This is a genomic window from Corallococcus sp. 4LFB (genome assembly GCF_046520365.1).
Lineage (GTDB): Bacteria > Myxococcota > Myxococcia > Myxococcales > Myxococcaceae > Corallococcus > Corallococcus caeni.
In genome coordinates this window covers 1-15,274 of sequence record NZ_JBKGHJ010000016.1, presented here as the reverse complement: position 1 = coordinate 15,274, position 15,274 = coordinate 1, and the positions used below count along the sequence as shown (strand labels likewise).

17 protein-coding genes, 1 tRNA gene and 1 pseudogene are annotated in these 15,274 nt (G+C 70.8%); 14 read left to right on the top strand and 5 right to left on the bottom strand.

What is annotated here, in order from left to right:
* Window positions 1-128: 128 nt before the first annotated feature.
* From ACLEQD_RS03380 to ACLEQD_RS03370, 3 genes are all read left to right on the top strand, one after another.
* The gene (locus ACLEQD_RS03380) at window positions 129-1,394 is read left to right on the top strand and encodes a protein kinase domain-containing protein (protein ID WP_410381752.1); all 1,266 of its coding nucleotides are present in this window, start codon (window positions 129-131) and stop codon (window positions 1,392-1,394) included.
* Window positions 1,395-1,404: 10 nt separating this feature from the next.
* Entirely contained in the window at window positions 1,405-1,869 is a 465-nt protein-coding gene (locus ACLEQD_RS03375; protein WP_410381750.1) for a hypothetical protein, read from the top strand.
* 120 nt (window positions 1,870-1,989) lie between these two features.
* Window positions 1,990-3,219, top strand: a complete 1,230-nt coding sequence (locus ACLEQD_RS03370) for a hypothetical protein (RefSeq protein ID WP_410381748.1) — start codon at window positions 1,990-1,992, stop codon at window positions 3,217-3,219.
* A 95-nt stretch (window positions 3,220-3,314) separates the two neighbouring features.
* On the opposite strand, the gene ACLEQD_RS03365 is transcribed toward ACLEQD_RS03370, so the two are convergent.
* The gene (locus tag ACLEQD_RS03365; protein WP_410381746.1) at window positions 3,315-3,860 is read right to left on the bottom strand and encodes an SMI1/KNR4 family protein; all 546 of its coding nucleotides are present in this window, start codon (window positions 3,858-3,860) and stop codon (window positions 3,315-3,317) included.
* 206 nt (window positions 3,861-4,066) lie between these two features.
* On the opposite strand from ACLEQD_RS03365, the gene ACLEQD_RS03360 reads away from it, so the two are divergent.
* The 7 genes from ACLEQD_RS03360 (at window position 4,067) to ACLEQD_RS03330 (ending at window position 9,766) form a co-directional block, all read left to right on the top strand.
* Window positions 4,067-4,885, top strand: coding sequence for an SDR family NAD(P)-dependent oxidoreductase (locus tag ACLEQD_RS03360; RefSeq protein WP_410381744.1), 819 nt, complete (start codon window positions 4,067-4,069; stop codon window positions 4,883-4,885).
* Between the two features lie 218 nt (window positions 4,886-5,103).
* Window positions 5,104-5,784 (top strand): MotA/TolQ/ExbB proton channel family protein, encoded by a 681-nt coding sequence (locus tag ACLEQD_RS03355; RefSeq protein ID WP_410381742.1) that lies wholly within the window; start codon window positions 5,104-5,106, stop codon window positions 5,782-5,784.
* A 234-nt stretch (window positions 5,785-6,018) separates the two neighbouring features.
* Window positions 6,019-6,092 (top strand) — tRNA-Ile (locus ACLEQD_RS03350).
* 121 nt (window positions 6,093-6,213) lie between these two features.
* Window positions 6,214-7,797 (top strand): AlkA N-terminal domain-containing protein, encoded by a 1,584-nt coding sequence (locus tag ACLEQD_RS03345; RefSeq protein ID WP_410381740.1) that lies wholly within the window; start codon window positions 6,214-6,216, stop codon window positions 7,795-7,797.
* Window positions 7,790-8,311 carry a methylated-DNA--[protein]-cysteine S-methyltransferase gene (ogt, locus tag ACLEQD_RS03340; RefSeq protein ID WP_410381738.1) on the top strand — a complete coding sequence of 174 codons (522 nt, stop codon included), beginning with the start codon at window positions 7,790-7,792 and terminating at the stop codon, window positions 8,309-8,311. Before ACLEQD_RS03345 ends, ogt begins: the two co-directional genes overlap by 8 nt.
* A gap of 33 nt (window positions 8,312-8,344) precedes the next feature.
* On the top strand, window positions 8,345-9,160 hold the full coding sequence (locus ACLEQD_RS03335; protein ID WP_410381736.1) for an isocitrate lyase/phosphoenolpyruvate mutase family protein: 816 nt from the start codon (window positions 8,345-8,347) through the stop codon (window positions 9,158-9,160).
* A gap of 27 nt (window positions 9,161-9,187) precedes the next feature.
* On the top strand, window positions 9,188-9,766 hold the full coding sequence (locus ACLEQD_RS03330; protein WP_410381734.1) for a class I SAM-dependent methyltransferase: 579 nt from the start codon (window positions 9,188-9,190) through the stop codon (window positions 9,764-9,766).
* Between the two features lie 5 nt (window positions 9,767-9,771).
* Here ACLEQD_RS03330 and ACLEQD_RS03325 read toward each other — a convergent pair whose 3' ends face one another.
* The gene (locus ACLEQD_RS03325; protein WP_410381732.1) at window positions 9,772-10,278 is read right to left on the bottom strand and encodes a DUF1579 domain-containing protein; all 507 of its coding nucleotides are present in this window, start codon (window positions 10,276-10,278) and stop codon (window positions 9,772-9,774) included.
* 204 nt (window positions 10,279-10,482) lie between these two features.
* Window positions 10,483-11,049 (bottom strand): TMEM165/GDT1 family protein, encoded by a 567-nt coding sequence (locus ACLEQD_RS03320; RefSeq protein WP_410381796.1) that lies wholly within the window; start codon window positions 11,047-11,049, stop codon window positions 10,483-10,485.
* A gap of 364 nt (window positions 11,050-11,413) precedes the next feature.
* Between ACLEQD_RS03320 and ACLEQD_RS03315 the strand changes: the two genes are divergently transcribed.
* Both ACLEQD_RS03315 and ACLEQD_RS03310 read left to right on the top strand, forming a co-directional pair.
* Window positions 11,414-11,668: a ribbon-helix-helix domain-containing protein gene (locus ACLEQD_RS03315; protein WP_014396286.1), complete on the top strand. Its 255-nt coding sequence runs from the start codon at window positions 11,414-11,416 to the stop codon at window positions 11,666-11,668.
* A 166-nt stretch (window positions 11,669-11,834) separates the two neighbouring features.
* A complete protein-coding gene (locus tag ACLEQD_RS03310) occupies window positions 11,835-12,287 on the top strand; it encodes a hypothetical protein (RefSeq protein ID WP_410381729.1) in 453 nt (150 codons plus the stop codon).
* A 12-nt stretch (window positions 12,288-12,299) separates the two neighbouring features.
* Here the strand turns inward: ACLEQD_RS03310 and ACLEQD_RS03305 are convergent, their stop codons facing one another.
* Window positions 12,300-13,370 carry a lysylphosphatidylglycerol synthase transmembrane domain-containing protein gene (locus tag ACLEQD_RS03305; RefSeq protein ID WP_410381727.1) on the bottom strand — a complete coding sequence of 357 codons (1,071 nt, stop codon included), beginning with the start codon at window positions 13,368-13,370 and terminating at the stop codon, window positions 12,300-12,302.
* A 150-nt stretch (window positions 13,371-13,520) separates the two neighbouring features.
* Complete coding sequence (locus ACLEQD_RS03300; protein WP_120526005.1) at window positions 13,521-13,724, bottom strand: DNA gyrase inhibitor YacG; 204 nt, start codon at window positions 13,722-13,724, stop codon at window positions 13,521-13,523.
* Between the two features lie 64 nt (window positions 13,725-13,788).
* Between ACLEQD_RS03300 and ACLEQD_RS03295 the strand changes: the two genes are divergently transcribed.
* Together ACLEQD_RS03295 and ACLEQD_RS03290 are read left to right on the top strand one after the other, a co-directional pair.
* On the top strand, window positions 13,789-14,778 hold the full coding sequence (locus tag ACLEQD_RS03295; protein ID WP_410381725.1) for a magnesium transporter: 990 nt from the start codon (window positions 13,789-13,791) through the stop codon (window positions 14,776-14,778).
* 35 nt (window positions 14,779-14,813) lie between these two features.
* Window positions 14,814-15,274 (top strand): annotated as a pseudogene (locus ACLEQD_RS03290) (alcohol dehydrogenase catalytic domain-containing protein); the annotation flags it as partial.

Sequence of the window (15,274 nt, the reverse complement as noted above, 5' to 3'; positions counted from 1 at the left end):
CGATGATGCGATCTCCTGGCCGCGCAGGGAATCTCCTTCATCGATGACCGCCCCCTTCGTCCCGGCTCGTCGATGCACTCCGGGTATGACGGCTTCATCAGGGCCGTGACTTGTTATCGTGCGCGCCCATGAATGAGCCCACGGCCGTTTCGGATCCCCGCATCGGCTCGGTGTTGCAGGAGCGCTACCGCATCATCGAGCGGCTCGCCGCCGGTGGCATGGGCATGGTGTACCGGGGCGAGCGGCTGGAGGTGGGCAAGCCCGTCGCCATCAAGTTCCTCCACGCCTGGGCCGCCGGGGACGAGGAGTTCCGCAGGCGCTTCCAGGTGGAGGCGCGCGCCACGAGCCGCCTCACCCATCCCTGCTGCGTGTCGGTCATCGACTTCGGCGTGGACCAGGGCTCGCCATTCATGGTGATGGACTTCGTCACCGGGGAGACCCTGCGGAGCCTCTTGCGAGACGGTCCGCTGCTCCCGGCGCGGGCCCTGGGCACCGTACGGCAGGTGCTCGCGGGCCTCGCCCATGCCCACGCACAGGGCATCATCCACCGCGACATCAAGCCCGAGAACATCATCGTCACCCACGCGGAGGGGCTCGGGGAGCAGGTGCGCATCCTCGACTTCGGGCTGGCCAAGCTGCGCGACGAGGTGACGGGCCTCACCTCGGGGATGATGCTCGGGACGCCGTCCTACATGGCCCCGGAGCAGATCCACGGTGAGCCGGTGGGCCCGCCCACGGACCTGTACGCCACCGGCGTGCTGCTCTACGAGCTGCTCACCGGGAAGAAGCCCTTCAACGCCACCAGCAACGCGGAGCTGCTGCGCATGCAGCGCGAGGTGACGCCGCCCCGGTTGCGCGACGCCGCCCCTGACGCGGGCTTCTCCGCGGAGCTCGAAGCGACGCTGGCGAAGGCGATGGAGAAGGCCCCGGGGGATCGCTTCCAGTCCGCCACGGAGTTCCTGGCCGCGCTCGAAGGGGCCGGGGCAGGTCCGGCGGTGTCGCCCGTGGCGCCCGTGGCAGGCGATGCTCCGGTGGCGCCGCGCTCCTCCTCGCCCACGCCGTCACGTCCCAGGGAGGAGGTGCTCGCCACCCGGAACGTCCGCGCGCAGCCCCGCGCGACGCCGGTGGGCCTTCAGGCCGAAGCCCGCGCCCCCGGAGCCCCAGCCGGTGGCTCCGACGGAGGCCGTGGCCACGAAGGAGGAGTCCGAGGCCACGGTCCGGTCTGGCCCCCTCACACCCCCGCCCGCCCGGAGCCGCTCGCGCCGGGTGGTGGGCGGGGCGGCGGTGCTCTCCCTGGCCGCGGTGGGCCTTGGCTGGTGGGCGGTGGCGTCAAGGTCCGTGGGCCCGGCGCCCATGTCCTCGGAGCGCCCGTCGCCCAAGGCCCCGGCGGGTGAGGAAGCACGGGTGGAGGCTCCCACGAGCGCCACCGCCTGGCAGCCCGTCGTGGAGCAGCTCCCGGGCATCGACGAGGCCCAGCGGTTGATCAAGGCGCGGCGGCGGGACGCGGCCCTGGCGGCGCTGAAGAAGCTGGCGGCGAAGCACCCGACGAGCGCCTACGTCCGCTACCTGGAGGGGAACGTCGACTTCGACAACCTCCGCTGGGTGGATGGCGTGGCGGCCTACCGGGCGGCGCTGCGCAATGACGCCGCGTACCGCAACGCGCCGGTCGTCATCCAGGACGCCATCCGCTGCCTCGTCAGCGACCGGTTCCACGGCACCTGCGAGGACTTCCTGCGCAAGGACCTGGGTGAGGCCGCGGTGCCCGCGCTGGAGGAGGCGGCCCGCGAGCACCCCATGGCCAGCGTCCGCACCCGGGCCGCGGCGCTGCTCCGCCAGCGTGACCGCGATTCCAAGGAGGGCTCACGCTGAGCCTCCCTGCGACGCGCGAGCCGCTGGAGTCGCCCGCTGAAACAGCCGTCGCAGGCAGTTTGTTTTTATTGATGTGTCCACAGCTTGACGGGAATTGGACGACCTGAGTCTATTCAGGGGATGGCCACTCTTCACGACTTCAAGACGGTCCTGACCGAGCTGCGCGCTGCCCGGAACGCGCTTCCCCCGGAGACGGCGAAGAACTTCCTGGGGTTTGGCGGAAGCAAGATCTACAAGCGCGACGTCGCGAGGGCGCTGGGGCAGGACCTCATTGATATCTGTGCCGACTGCGTGAACGCCCTCGAGGATCGCTCGACGGCCCGGTTCAACTTCAATGACGAGGTCGCCGTCATTGACGCCCTGTTGAACATCCGGATGGTCACCAAGCCGAAGGCCCAGGTTCAACGCCTGCATGCGGCGGCGCTCGTGTTGCGGGGCCATTGCCAGACAACGGCGACCATCAACAGGCCGGATGCGGTTTCGACCCTGAACGACTGGAATGGCGCGAAGGCCATCGATGTCGTCATGGCCGAGCTCAATGGAAACCGGGGGCTGCTGACCGACAGGCAGCTCGCGGGGCGGGCGCAGTTGATCATCAACAACGCCGGCGACCCCGCCAACATCGAGGACGGTGATGGGTGGAACTCCAGCAGGCAGGCGGTCGTCGCGAATCCGCTGGAGCGGGTCCCCGAGGGGAGCCGGGACCTCCTGGCGTTCGCGAAGGAGGCGTCGCTCGACGATGCCCAGATGGGCGCCCTGGCCATCTGCCACGCCACGGCGGCCGGGATGATCAACATCCTGGGCCGCAAGCACGCCACCTACAAGGCGGGAGGCAGGGGCCCCGTCCTTCGCGAGCAAGCACGGGCCCTCGCCGTGCAATTGCTGTCGGATCACAACAAGCTCTATCTCTTGCACTTCCGGTGCACCGCCCAGGCGGATGGGCACTCGTTCATGCTGTGCATGAACCATGACGGCACGGTGACGCTCTCCGAGTCCTGGGCCAACCCGGCGGGCAACGGCCTGTTCCTGGAGCTTCAGGCAGACAAGGTGCACAGGGGCAGGGCGGAGATCTCCAACGCCAACGCCATCGGCGCCGTCAACCGGATCTTCGACGCAGCTCCCGCCGTCCGCACCCAGGGCTATGGCCGGCTCTCACAAGCCTATGGAGACAGTGTGCTCTACGAGTTGCGCGCCCATGACGAGCATGCGGCGGGGCACCATTGCGGTGACGCCTGCCGGGCCAACGACGCCGACATCTCCATCGTGGTCCGCGCCCGGCAGCTCACGAAGCCGGCGACGGTGAGGAATCGGCTCACGGAGCTTCGAGGCGTCTACGACGCCATCGCTTAGGGGGCTCGCGGTTCAATCCCCTCTCATCGGGCGCCAGGGGCCCCTGGCCGTTGCATTCTGCTCACGCAGGAGGGACCTGCCTCCGAGTCCAGCACCTATCGCCCCCACTTGCCTTCGTTCAGGCACTCTCGGAGCACCCAGGTCAGGTGCTCGTCGAAGTCGAAGGTGCAGGCGGAGACGTCGGGGGACTCGGCCAGCAGCCAGGGCGCGAGGTCGAAGTCGTCATGGTACGCCTGGAAGATGAGCAGCCCCTCGGCGCGGCGCAGCCCCATGTCGAAGCAGTAGAAGTCGCTCACGTCGTAGGAGACGTACTGAAAGGGAATGAGTCTCGCCCGCACCGCTGCCTCGCGGCGGGCGGCTTCGAGCTCCTCCTCTTCGTCTCCGAACGAGCCTTCCTCCACGAACTGCTTCTGCCACGCGTGGCGCTCGAGCACCTCCGCGGGGCTCAGCATCCTCGCGAGCTCGCAGCCACGCGCATCCGTCGCCGAGAACAACCCGTGCCGGGTGATGAACTGGAGATACGACCCGGGCAGCACCTTGCCCAGGGCGCTCTCCAGGAGGTGAAGCTCCTTCGCGTCGACAGGCGTCAACCGCACCGTCTGGAGGGGGAGTCCCTTCTCGCGACCGAGACGTTCCTTCAAGGCTTCAATGGCATCCATGGCACGGGGCACGCTTCGGGCTCCTCTTCATCGGGACGACGACTGCTGCGGTCTCCATCCCCAGACGCGATGCTACGCGGCTTCCGGACCCTTTCGAGGTGACGACCGAAAAGCTCGCGTCACTCACGGCAACCCACACTCGGCGTAAAGTCGCGGCCCTCACTGGAACCCGAGCTGGGAGCCACACCATGAAGCTGATGTCGAGCAGTGCCATCGTGACGGGAGCAGGACAGGGCATCGGTCTGGGAATCGCCGCGCGCCTCATGCGGGACGGCGCCAACGTCCTGCTGTTCGGGCGGACACCGGAGAAGCTGGAGGCGGCCGCCGCGGAGCTCAACCGGGCGGCGGAGGGGCGCACCCGGGCCGTGCCCTTCGCGGGAGACGTGGTTCGCGCGGAGGACGTGGCGCGAGCGCTCGAAGTCGCCACGCGTGAGTTCGGCCTCCCGGGCATCCTGGTGAACAACGCCGGAACGGCCACCATCCGCACGGTGCTCGATTTGCCCGAGGCGGAGTTCGACCAGGTCCTGGCCATCAACCTGAAGGGGCCCTTCCTGTTCACCCAGGCTCTCGCGAAGGCGCTCGTCGCCGCGAAGCAGCCGGGTTCCATCGTCAACATCTCCTCACTGAACCAGACGGCGGTGACGGACGGGCTGTCCCACTACTGCGCATCCAAGGCGGGGCTCGCGAACTTCTCGAAGGTCGCGGCTTCGGAGCTGGGGCGTTACGGCATCCGGGTGAATGTCGTGGCCCCGGGCGCCATCCGCACCCCCCTGGCGGAGATGGCCGGCCTGGGGACTGGCGCCATGGCGCAGGGCTTCCTCGCCCACACGCCGCTCGGGAAGGCGTGGGGTGAGCCGGAGGACGTGGCGAAGGTGGTGTCGTTCCTCTGCAGCGACCTCGCGTCCTGGATGACCGGAGACACCCTCGCCGTGGACGGCGGCAATCACATCCGCGGGCTGCACAGCTACGCGGACGCGCTGGGCCTCACCCGGACCGTCGAAGGCTGAGGCGTGGGGGGCGCCTGCGCGGCTTCAGTCCGCGCGCAGCAGCGGCAGCCCCGCGCCTGCCTCGCGGACGCAATGACAGAACGATGACCAAGGCATGGACGCGGGCCCACCCTCGCGTCCATGCGCCTGCGTACCTTGGACACCGTTCCCGTTGCCCGCCGTTCCCTCATGGAGCCACGCCGTGGCTCACGCGCACGGAGGCGCGTCTCGTTCCCGCCATGACCTTCACATTCGCGGATCTGTGGACCCACATGGGTCCGGTCGCACAGCTCATCGTCCTCGTCATGGGCGTGATGTCGATGGTGTCCCTCCTCATCCTCGCCGAGCGCACGATCGTCTTCCGCGCTTCCCGCAGCCACTCGCGCAGGTACGCCGCGCAGCTGGACGCCGTGCTCGCCAGTGGCGACTTCGACGCCGCCGCCGAGGTGAAGACAGAGAAGGATGTGGGCTACCTGGGGAGGACCATCCGCGCGGGACTGACGGCCTACCGCATCTCCGCCACCGACAGCCGCGAGGAGGTCATGGAGACGGTGGCGCGCAGCCTGGAGCGGCAGGCGCAGCGCGAGGTCCAGAGCCTCAAGCGCGGCCTGGGCCACCTCGCGACCGTGGGCTCCACCGCGCCCTTCGTGGGCCTGCTGGGCACCACCATCGGCATCGTGACGGCATTCCAGGAGATGGGCGCCGCGAACTCGGGCGGCATCGGGACCATCTCGACGGGCATCTCCGAGGCGCTCGTCACCACGGCCTTCGGCCTGCTCGTCGCCATCCCCGCGGTCATGGGCTACAACTCCCTGCAGGGCTGGGTGGACGCCCGCGCGGTGGACCTCTCCGAGGCGAGCAACGAGTTCCTCGACGCCGCGTCCCGCGCCCTCAAGCGCACGCGCGGCACCGTGCGGTGAGCCGCGCGACCTACGGCGGGCTATGCGGTTGGCCTTGCCTTCGCGCAGCGCCCACCCCGGGGCGCGGGGTGTTGACACCCCGGCTCCTGGAGCCCTGTCGCCCAGGCGGGCAGCCGGCCCAGGGGCGGAAGGGGGCGGGTGAACCCTCCCGCGGCCCGGTCAGAAGGGGCCTGGGAGCCCCGTCCGAAGTTCTTGCGGTCACGGCCGTGGCCCGGTATACGGGCGGGGCTTCACGGCCAGGTAGCTCACCTGGTTAGAGCGGCGGTCTCATAATCCGCAGGTAGTCAGTTCAAGTCTGACCCTGGCCATCAAGCAGCCCCGGAGTCACTTTCCCAAGTGATTCCGGGGCTTTTTCTTTGGGCCCGCGGCCCCCACGTCCACGTCCGAAAACGGCCAGACATCCCAGGCCCGCCGTGGGACGTTTGCCTCATGAACGGCCTGGACCCCGCCGCCTGCTACCGCGCCCTGACGACGCGGGACTCCCGCTTCGACGGGCGGTTCTTCACCGCCGTGAAGACGACGCGCATCTACTGCCGCCCCATCTGCCCGGCCCGCGCACCCCGCTTCGAGAACTGCACCTTCTACCCCACCGCCGCCGCCGCCCAGGAGGCCGGCTTCCGGCCGTGCCTCCGCTGCCGGCCGGAGACCTCCCCTTCCCTGGCGCCCTGGCGCGGCACCTCCGTCACCGTCTCGCGCGCCCTGGCCCTCATCGCGGACGGCCTGCTCGACGCCGAGGACGCCAGCGTGGACGTCCTGGCGGGCCGGCTGGGCGTCGGAGACCGGCAGCTGCGGCGGCTGTTCCAGCAGCACCTGGGCGCCTCCCCGGTCGCGGTGGCCCAGACGCGCCGCGTGCTCTTCGCCCGCCAGCTCATCCACGAATCCTCCCTCTCCATGGCGGAGGTCGCCCTCGCGTCCGGCTTCGGCAGCGTGCGGCGCTTCAACGCCGTCTTCCAGTCGCTCTACGGCCGTCCCCCGGGCGTCATGCGCCGGACCCGGACGGCACCCGTGGCGTCCGCCGTTCCCACGGTGACGCTCCTCATTCCCTACCGGCCTCCCTACGACTGGGACGCGATGGTGGCCTGGCTGGCGGCCCGCGCGCTTACCGGCCTGGAGCACGTCGAGCCGGGCCGCTACCTGCGTGCCTTCACCAATGCCTGGGGCCAGGGCTCCGTGGAAGTGTCCCCCGCTTCGGGGCACGACGGCCTGCGGGCCACCCTGCGCGTCAGTGACGTGCGGATGCTGCCCTCCGTCGTCGCCCAGGTCCGGCGCGTCTTCGACGTGGGCGCGGACGTGGAGGCCATCCGCGCGCACCTGTCGGCGGATGCCCTGCTCGCGCCCCTGCTCGCCGCTCGGCCCGGCCTTCGCGCTCCGGGCGGCTGGGACGGCTTCGAGCTGGCGGTCCGCGCCATCCTGGGCCAGCAGGTGACGACCGCCGCCGCGCGGCAGCTGGGGCAGCGGCTCCTGGACACGCAGGGGGAAAGCCTGGACCCAGCGCTCACCGGCGATGCCCGCCTCCTGCGCGCCTTCCCCCGTCCCGAAGCCCTCGCCACGGCGGACCTCACCGGCCTGGGCATGCCGGCCGCTCGGGCCCGGGCGCTCTCCCAGCTCGCCGCGGCGGTCGTGGCGGACCCCACGCTGTTCCAGCCCGGCCCGTCGCTCGCGGACACCGTGGCCCGCTTCACGCGCCTGCCCGGCATCGGCGAATGGACCGCCCAGTACATCGCCCTCCGCGCCGTGCGCGAGACGGATGCCTTTCCCGCCTCCGACGTCGCCCTGCTTCGCGCCGCCACGGAACCCGGGCGTCCGCGTCCCACGCCCGAAGCGCTCCTGCAACGCGCCGAAGCCTGGAGCCCTTGGCGCGCGTACGCCGCTCAGCACCTCTGGACCTCGGTGGCCCTCCAGGCCCGTGAGCCCAGGCGGGACGCGCCTGCTCCGACCCGAACGCGGGCACGGTCCTCACGCACCGACGCGCGCCCCTCCACCGCGCCTTCCCGCCGGAACGCCCATGCCTGACCGCCTGCGCTTCTTCATGGATTCGACGCCCACCCCCACCGGCGTGGCGCTCCTTGTCTGTGATGAGGAGGGCCGCCTGCGCGCGCTGGACTGGGAGGGCTACGAGGCCCGCATGCACCGGCTGCTGCGCCTGCACTACGGCGAGGGCGGCTGCGTCCTGGAGCCCGCGCGCGACCCGTCCGGCCGGACCTCCGCGCTCCAGGCCTACCTGCGCGGAGACCTGTCCGCCATCGCCTCGCTCCCCGTGGAGACCGCCGGCACGCCCTTCCAGCGCGAGGTCTGGCGCGCCCTCCGGGAAATTCCCGCCGGAACGACGACCACCTATGGCCGGCTCGCGGAACGCATCGGGCGCCCCAAGGCCATTCGCGCCGTGGGCATGGCCAACGGCGCCAATCCCGTGGGCATCGTCGTCCCCTGCCACCGCGTCGTCGGCTCCAATGCCTCCCTCACCGGCTATGCCGGAGGGCTGGAGCGCAAACGCTGGCTGCTGAATCATGAGCAGACCCACGCCTGAATCCCTCTCAACCCCTCCACGGAGCACCCTCGCATGACCTCCCGTCCAGACACCGCCGCCGCCTTCCGCGCGCTGCACCAGGGACCTGAGCTGCTGCTCCTCCCGAATGCCTGGGACGCCGGCAGCGCGCGCCTCTTCGAGAGCCTGGGCGCCCGCGCCATCGCCACCACCAGCGCGGGCGTCGCCTGGGCCCTGGGCTTCCCGGACGGCAACGCGCTGCCCGTGGACGTGCTCGTCGCCACGGTGCGCGCCATCGCCAGCGTCATCCGCGTGCCCCTCACCGTGGACGCAGAAGGCGGCTACTCCGACGACCCGGCCACCGCCGGTGAGAACGTGGCCCGCCTCCTGTCCGAGGGCGCCGTGGGCTGCAACCTGGAGGACGGCAACGGGCCTCCGGAGCTGCTCGCCGCGAAGATCGAGCGCGTGAAGCAGGCCGGCGCGCGCCTGGGTGTCGACGTCTTCGTCAACGCGCGCACGGACGTCTACCTGCGCAAGCTCGTGCCGCCCGAGCGCCGCGTGGAGGAGACGCTGGCCCGCGCCGCCCGCTACCAGCAGGCCGGCGCGGATGGCCTCTTCGTCGCGGGCATCTCGGACGCGGCCGACATCCAGGCCATCACCCGGGGCACCCCGCTGCCCGTGAACGTGCTCGCGCGGCCGGACCTGCCCGCTCCGGCGGAGCTGCAACGGCTGGGCGTGAAGCGCCTCAGCGCCGGCTCCGCCATCGCGGAGTCCCTCTTCGGTCGGGCGGGAGCGCTGGCCTCCACGTTCCTCCGCGAGGGACACTCCGCGAGCCTGTTCGAAGCCGCAGCCAGCTATCCGTCCCTCAACGGGCTGATGAGCCGGAAGTAGACACACCGCCCCGGAGGGAACCGAGCCATGTCCCAGGAGGATCGTCAGCGCTGGAACGACCGCTACCAGCAGGCCTCCGCCCCGCAGGAGCCATCCGACTTCCTCCGCTCGCTCGCGGACCGGCTGCCCCGGGAAGGCCGGGCGCTCGACCTGGCCGGCGGTCCGGGGCACGACGCGTGCTGGCTCGCGCGACGCGGGCTGGACGTGACCCTGGTGGACATCTCCGACGTGGCGCTGGCACAGGCGGAAAGCCTCGCGCGCGACGCGGGCGTCTCCCTCACGCGCCTGGACCTGGACCTGGAGGCCGGAGCGCTGCCGCCCGGTCCGTTCGACCTCGTCGTGTGCTTGAACTACCTCTGGCGGCCGCTCTTCGCCGCCGTGCCGCGGCTGCTCGCACCCGGTGGGCTGTTCGTCTTCGCCCAGCCCACCCGGAGCAACCTGCAACGCCATCCGCACCCGTCCGCGCGCTTCCTCCTGGATGACGGGGAGCTGCCCACCCTGCTCCAGGGGCTCCAATCCCTCTCATTCACCGAGGGCTGGACGGACACCGGCCGTCACGAGGCGCGCATGCTCGCGCGGCGCCCCGTCAATGACAGCCAGGGCTGAACGCATCAGGCGGAGTCCCGGCGCTTGTACTGGATTTCAATGGCCTTCTGCGGCGCCGCTCCGGGCTCGATGTTGAAGTGCGTGACGACCAGCGAATCCGGGCCGGTCACCTGGATGTCCACGCGCCAGCCCCAGCGGGGGGAGTCGTCGCCCGTGCGGTAGCTGCCGAGCACGGAGAAGCGGTCGCTCACCCCGGCCTCTCCCTGCAGCGTCATGATGTCCGTGCCGACGTGGAAGGTGTCCACCCACGACATGGTGAAGTGCTGCCCGTCCAGGTGGTAGCCCAGCGTCGCGATCCCGGACAGCGGCTTGCCCCCCATCTCGGACGTGTACTGGTGCACCACGAAGCGCCCGTCGAGCACGCTCTGGAAGCTGCCGGTGCTGGGCGACGTGTCCGCCACCTTGTCGGGCTCGAACCACGTGCGCGCCGTGCCCTCCCATGCGCCAACGAGCTGGGAGAGGAGGTGATGGGGACCGGCGGACAGGGATTGCTGCAGGCGTTCCTGGCTCATGGGCGGGGAGTCTCCCGGACGTGCCCCAGGCCGGTCCACCCCTTTGCATTCCTCCGGCATGGAAGCCCGTGCGTCATGAGATTGCCGCCTCGCCTCCGGCCCGTCCGGAAGCCCTCCCGCTTCGTCATCGATACGGCGAGCCTGAAGAAGTAACCCGCTCGCGAAGCCCCGGCGTCCCCGCGCGCCGGGGCCTGCTTCGCTCCGTCAGCCGCGCCAGGCCGTCCAGAGCGACACGAAGCCGAACAGGAAGAAGAGCGCGGCGGTCCCCCAGCGCACGTACTTCATGTTCACCCGCCCGGACAGCCGGTCGCCCAGGAACACCGCGAGGCCGTCCGACACCAGCATCCCCGCGGTGGTGCCCAGCGTCACCAGCACCGGGGCCTGGTAGCGCGCGGCCACCGCCATGGTGGCCAGCTGCGTCTTGTCCCCCATCTCCGCCATGAAGAAGAGCACCACCGTGGTGAGGAAGGCGCCGAAGCGCGGGGGCTTGCCGCCGTCCTCGTCCAGCGTGTCCGGCTTGAGCGTCCACAGGCCGAAGCCCAGGAAGAGCAGCGCCAGGACCAGCGCCATCACCCGCGCGGGGACGTGCGTGGACACCCACGTGCCCACCGACGACGCGAGCGCGTGGTTGGCCACGGTGGCCACGAAGATGCCGCCCAGCACCACCCACGGCTTGCGGAACTTGGACGCCAGCGAGAACGCCAGCAGCTGCGTCTTGTCGCCCATCTCACTGGCGGCGACGAGGACGAATGAACCCACGATGGCTTCCAACGACACGATGACACCCCATCCCAGTCCTGGCACGGAGGGCGTCGGGGGGAAGCGCGTCAGGGAGGAGCGCGCACGACGGACCTCGGCCAGGGAGCATTGAATCCCTGTCCGAAGGTCTCGTTCGTCCCGCGCTTCGCGAGATGGGGGCCCGGGCTGTCACCAGCCAGTGTGTCGAGCGCCCCTCCGCCCATCGCTACCGGGCGGGAACTACTCCCCTTACGTGGATGCGCGAGTAACAGCGCACCGGGTGACAAGTCAACCCGGCGCGTCGCGTGTTCCTTTTTTTGACGACACGAGAGGCCGGCCCCCTAATGCCCACGCCAGGTCGGTAGCGGCCTGTAGCAGCATTCCTGGAGGAAGCCCGATGCAGGATGGAAGCGCCAGCCCGCTGAGCCCCGACGCTCCGTCGTCCCCGTCCGCGGTGGAGCCCGGTGAGGTCCGAAGCCCCGAGGCCGACATCGTCTCCACCCACGTCCTCGTCCCCGAGGAGCAGGTGCACAAGCTGCGCGAGCTGGCGCGGCGCACCCGCATCCACCAGAGCGAGTACCTGCGCGAGGCCGTGGAGGACCTGCTGTCGAAGTACGGCCGCATGCCCGCCAAGACGGAAGGCGAGTCGTGAGCGGCCTCCTGCCCCGTCGCCGTGCGCTGTCGCTGCGTGAGCGGCTGCGGCGCTGGCTGGAGCAGGAACTGTAGTCCTCTCCCCGCTGCCTCCAGGGCCTCCCTGGAGCCGCCGCGGGGGAACACGCTAGGGTCGCACGCCTCCCCTCTTCCGGAGCCGCGCCCTGATGCGTTCCGCACTGCTGACCGCCCTCCTCGCGCTGGCCGCCACCGGCTGCGCCACCCCCGGCTTCGAGAAGCTCTACCCCGGCATGACGGCCGCCCAGGTGGCGGACACCATGGGCAAGGGGCCGGCGCGGGCCCAGGAGTTCCCGGACGGCTCGTCGGCCTGGTACTTCGACGAGGACCACTGCGTGCTCATGCGCGACCAGGTGCTCGTGGCCAAGTCCACCACCGAGACGCGCACCGCGGTGCACACGCCCGTGGCGTCCCTCAAGCAACAGGACAAGGCCTGGTGCGGCCCGCCGGGCACCGACGGGCGGCACGAGCAGCGCATCGAGACGCCCTTCGGCACCTTCAAGGGCAGCGTGGACCCCGCCGACGTCACCGAACAGGTGCGCAAGGGCGTCCGCCCGCAGCAGGCCCCGCAGGCTGCCGACGGGGGGCAGCCCACCCCGTAGCGACGGCAGGCCTCAGGCCGCCGAGCGGGTGGCCGAGGTGTCGTCGCCCTTCTTCATGTTTCCCGCCAGCTCGCGGAAGGACATGTGGCTGATGGACAGCAGGATGAGGCCGAAGGCGATCTGCTGCACCGTCTGGCACAGCCACAGCACGTTCGCGTACGCGAGCCCGTGCGCGTTCACCATCGCGGCGGGCAGGAACAGCCCCAGGCCCACCTTGGTCGCGGCCTGGAAGGTGCCCATCATCCCGGGCGCGGCGGGGATCATGATGCCCACCACCAGCACGCACATCACGATGTAGGACTGGAACAGCGACAGGTTCATGGGCTCGCAGGCGACGCCCGGCGCCGCGCCGGAGCAGTCGAACGCGCGCGCGAGCAGCGCCATGCCCAGGCCGTTCAGCCCCCAGTAGACGAACGTGTAGAGGAAGAAGAGGGCAATGTGCTTGCGGTCGGGGAGCTGGCGCATGGCCCCCACGAAGGTGTCCACGATGTCCGCCACCTTGTCCGCGACGCCCGGGGAGAAGCGGCCCACGGTGGCGCGCACCAGCCGCACGGTGCGCTCCTGCTGCCACAGGCCCAGCAGCAGGAACACCAGGCCGCCGCCGAACACGGCGAACATCAGCCACGAGCCCAGCTTCACGTACCGGACCTCGGGGGTCTCCGTCGGGACGAAGAAGAGCAGCACGCGGAACAGGGCCGCGACGAAGAGGCCGTCCGTGATGCGCTCCAGCACCACGGACGTCATGGCCGCGCTGCGCCGGATGGAGCTGCGCTGGGCGATGAGGAATGGCCGGGCGAACTCACCCAGGCGGAACGGCAGCACCAGCAGCATCATGAAGCCGATGCCGGACGCCTCGTTCAGCTTGCGGAACGGGACGTGCTCCAGGCCCGACAGCAACGACCCCCAGCGCAGCGTGCGGAAGACGTGGATGCCGGCGAGGCACAGGAAGTACGGCAGGAGCCACGCGTAGTTGGCCGCCTTGAGGCTGGCGATCTGCGTGGACACGTCCGTGTCCCTGAAGGCCCACCACATGAAGGCAACGGTGACGAGCAGGCTGGCGATGAGGTTGACGGCGCGTTTCACGGCAAGCGGGTATAGCGTCACTCTTTGCGCGACTCCAGCGGCACGCCTGCCCCCTGCCCTCCGGGGCGCATGGGCGCGGGCCCTCCAGCGGCCCGCTCCCCTGCCCTGTCGCCCGAGCGGGCCGGGAAGCCTCCGGCACCGGACGCTGGCTCAGGCGTCGTGGCGGCGCGTCTCACCGTCGGAGGGCAGCTCGTCCTCCTGCTGCTCGGCCTGACGGTCGGGCACGCGGTACTCCTCGCCCAGCCAGCGGCCCAGGTCCACGGCGCGGCAGCGGCGGGAGCAGAAGGGTTGGGAGGTGTTTTCCGGGCGCGGCGGCACGGGCTTCTGACAGATGGGACACGGCGCGAGTGGCATGGTGGATGGACTCCTAGATAAGCCTTGACGCTCCGGCGGGCCAGGACGTTTCGTGCCCCGGCACGTGCAGACCCCCTCGGACACCGCTCACACGCTGCTGCAGGGCGACCGGCTGTCCCGGGACTTCACCGCCGTGGGCGTGGAGGACACGGCCGCCCAGGCGCTGGAGAAGCTGCGCGCCCACCCCGGCACCGGGGAGATCTTCTACTGCTACGCGTGCGACCCGGACGGCCGCCTGGTGGGCGTGGTGCCCATCCGCAAGCTGATCCGCGCGGGGCCCGACGAGCGCATCGCGTCGCTGATGTTCACGCGGGTGGTGAAGCTGCCGGTGGACGCGTCCGACGCGGTGGTGGAGGACTTCTTCGTCACCTACCGCTTCCTGGCGTTCCCGGTGGTGGACGCGGACGGGCGCATCGTGGGCGTGGTGGAGATGAACCAGTTCGTGGACGCGTTCTCCGACACGCTCTTCGACGAGGTGGAGGGCCGCGTGCGCGACGAGGTCTACCGCTTCGTGGGCCTCCCCCAGGGCGAGGAGCGGGAGACGCGTCCGGGGCGCATGGCGCTCAAGCGCTTCCCGTGGCTGCTCGTGAACATCGCCGGCGGGTTCCTGGCGGCCACGACGACGCGGCTGTTCGAGCGCACGGTGGCGGAGCTGGTGGTGGTGAGCGCCTTCATCCCCATGGTGCTGGTGCTGTCGGAGAGCCTGGGCGTGCAGACGACGGCGGTCGCGGTGTCGATGGTCGCCCACGGCGAGGTGGACAGGAAGGTGATGGCGCGCGAGGTGCTGGCCGCGAGCCTGGCCGGGCTGATGGCGGCGACGGTGGTGGCGCTCCTGGGGCGCTTCTATTCGCCGGGGTTCGGCTTCCCCCTGGCGCTGTTCGTGGCGGTGACGGTGTCCGCCGCGCTGGCGTCGTGCCTGGGCGGGGTGCTGCCGTTCCTCTTCAAGCGGCTGAAGGTGGATCCGCACCTGGCGTCGGCGCCGCTGGTGCTGGCGGTGTCCGACAACGTGACGCTGCTGGCGTACTTCGGATTGGTGACGCGGTTGCTGTTGTAGCGGTGATGGGTTTCCTCGCTGAAGGGGGCAGGGTCATGAAGGTCGTGCGCATCACGAAGCCGGGCGGTCCGGAGGTCCTCGCGTTCGACGAGCGGCCGGAGCCGCTGCCGGGGCCGTACGACGTGCAGGTGCGGGTGCGGGCCAGCGCGCTCAACCGGGCGGACCTGCTCCAGGTGCGCGGCGCCTATCCGCCGCCGCCGGATGCCCCCCAGGACGTGCCGGGCCTGGAGTACGCGGGGGAGGTGGTGGCGGTGGGCGCGCGTGCGCGCAAGTTCCAGCCGGGCGACCGGGTGATGGGCTCGTCGGCGGGGCGCGTGGAGCGAGGTGCTCACGACGCATGAGCGCGAGGTGCTGCGCATGCCGGAGGGCCTGGACTTCGCGGACGCGGCGGCGCTGCCGGAGGCGTACCTCACGGCGTACGACGCGCTGGTGCTCCAGGCGGACCTGCGGCCCGGGGAGGCGGTGCTGGTGCACGCGGTGGCGAGCGGCGTGGGCT

What these genes read in the sequence shown, in the direction of transcription:
- ACLEQD_RS03355 (WP_410381742.1), top strand. Translation starts at nt 5,104, where the DNA reads ATGACCTTCACATTCGCGGATCTGTGGACCCACATGGGTCCGGTCGCA.
- ACLEQD_RS03380 (WP_410381752.1), top strand. Translation starts at nt 129, where the DNA reads ATGAATGAGCCCACGGCCGTTTCGGATCCCCGCATCGGCTCGGTGTTG.
- ACLEQD_RS03360 (WP_410381744.1), top strand. Translation starts at nt 4,067, where the DNA reads ATGAAGCTGATGTCGAGCAGTGCCATCGTGACGGGAGCAGGACAGGGC.
- ACLEQD_RS03370 (WP_410381748.1), top strand. Translation starts at nt 1,990, where the DNA reads ATGGCCACTCTTCACGACTTCAAGACGGTCCTGACCGAGCTGCGCGCT.
- ACLEQD_RS03325 (WP_410381732.1), bottom strand. Translation starts at nt 10,278, where the DNA reads ATGAGCCAGGAACGCCTGCAGCAATCCCTGTCCGCCGGTCCCCATCAC.
- ACLEQD_RS03335 (WP_410381736.1), top strand. Translation starts at nt 8,345, where the DNA reads ATGACCTCCCGTCCAGACACCGCCGCCGCCTTCCGCGCGCTGCACCAG.
- ACLEQD_RS03300 (WP_120526005.1), bottom strand. Translation starts at nt 13,724, where the DNA reads ATGCCACTCGCGCCGTGTCCCATCTGTCAGAAGCCCGTGCCGCCGCGC.
- ACLEQD_RS03315 (WP_014396286.1), top strand. Translation starts at nt 11,414, where the DNA reads ATGCAGGATGGAAGCGCCAGCCCGCTGAGCCCCGACGCTCCGTCGTCC.
- ogt (WP_410381738.1), top strand. Translation starts at nt 7,790, where the DNA reads ATGCCTGACCGCCTGCGCTTCTTCATGGATTCGACGCCCACCCCCACC.
- ACLEQD_RS03310 (WP_410381729.1), top strand. Translation starts at nt 11,835, where the DNA reads ATGCGTTCCGCACTGCTGACCGCCCTCCTCGCGCTGGCCGCCACCGGC.
- ACLEQD_RS03330 (WP_410381734.1), top strand. Translation starts at nt 9,188, where the DNA reads ATGTCCCAGGAGGATCGTCAGCGCTGGAACGACCGCTACCAGCAGGCC.
- ACLEQD_RS03345 (WP_410381740.1), top strand. Translation starts at nt 6,214, where the DNA reads ATGAACGGCCTGGACCCCGCCGCCTGCTACCGCGCCCTGACGACGCGG.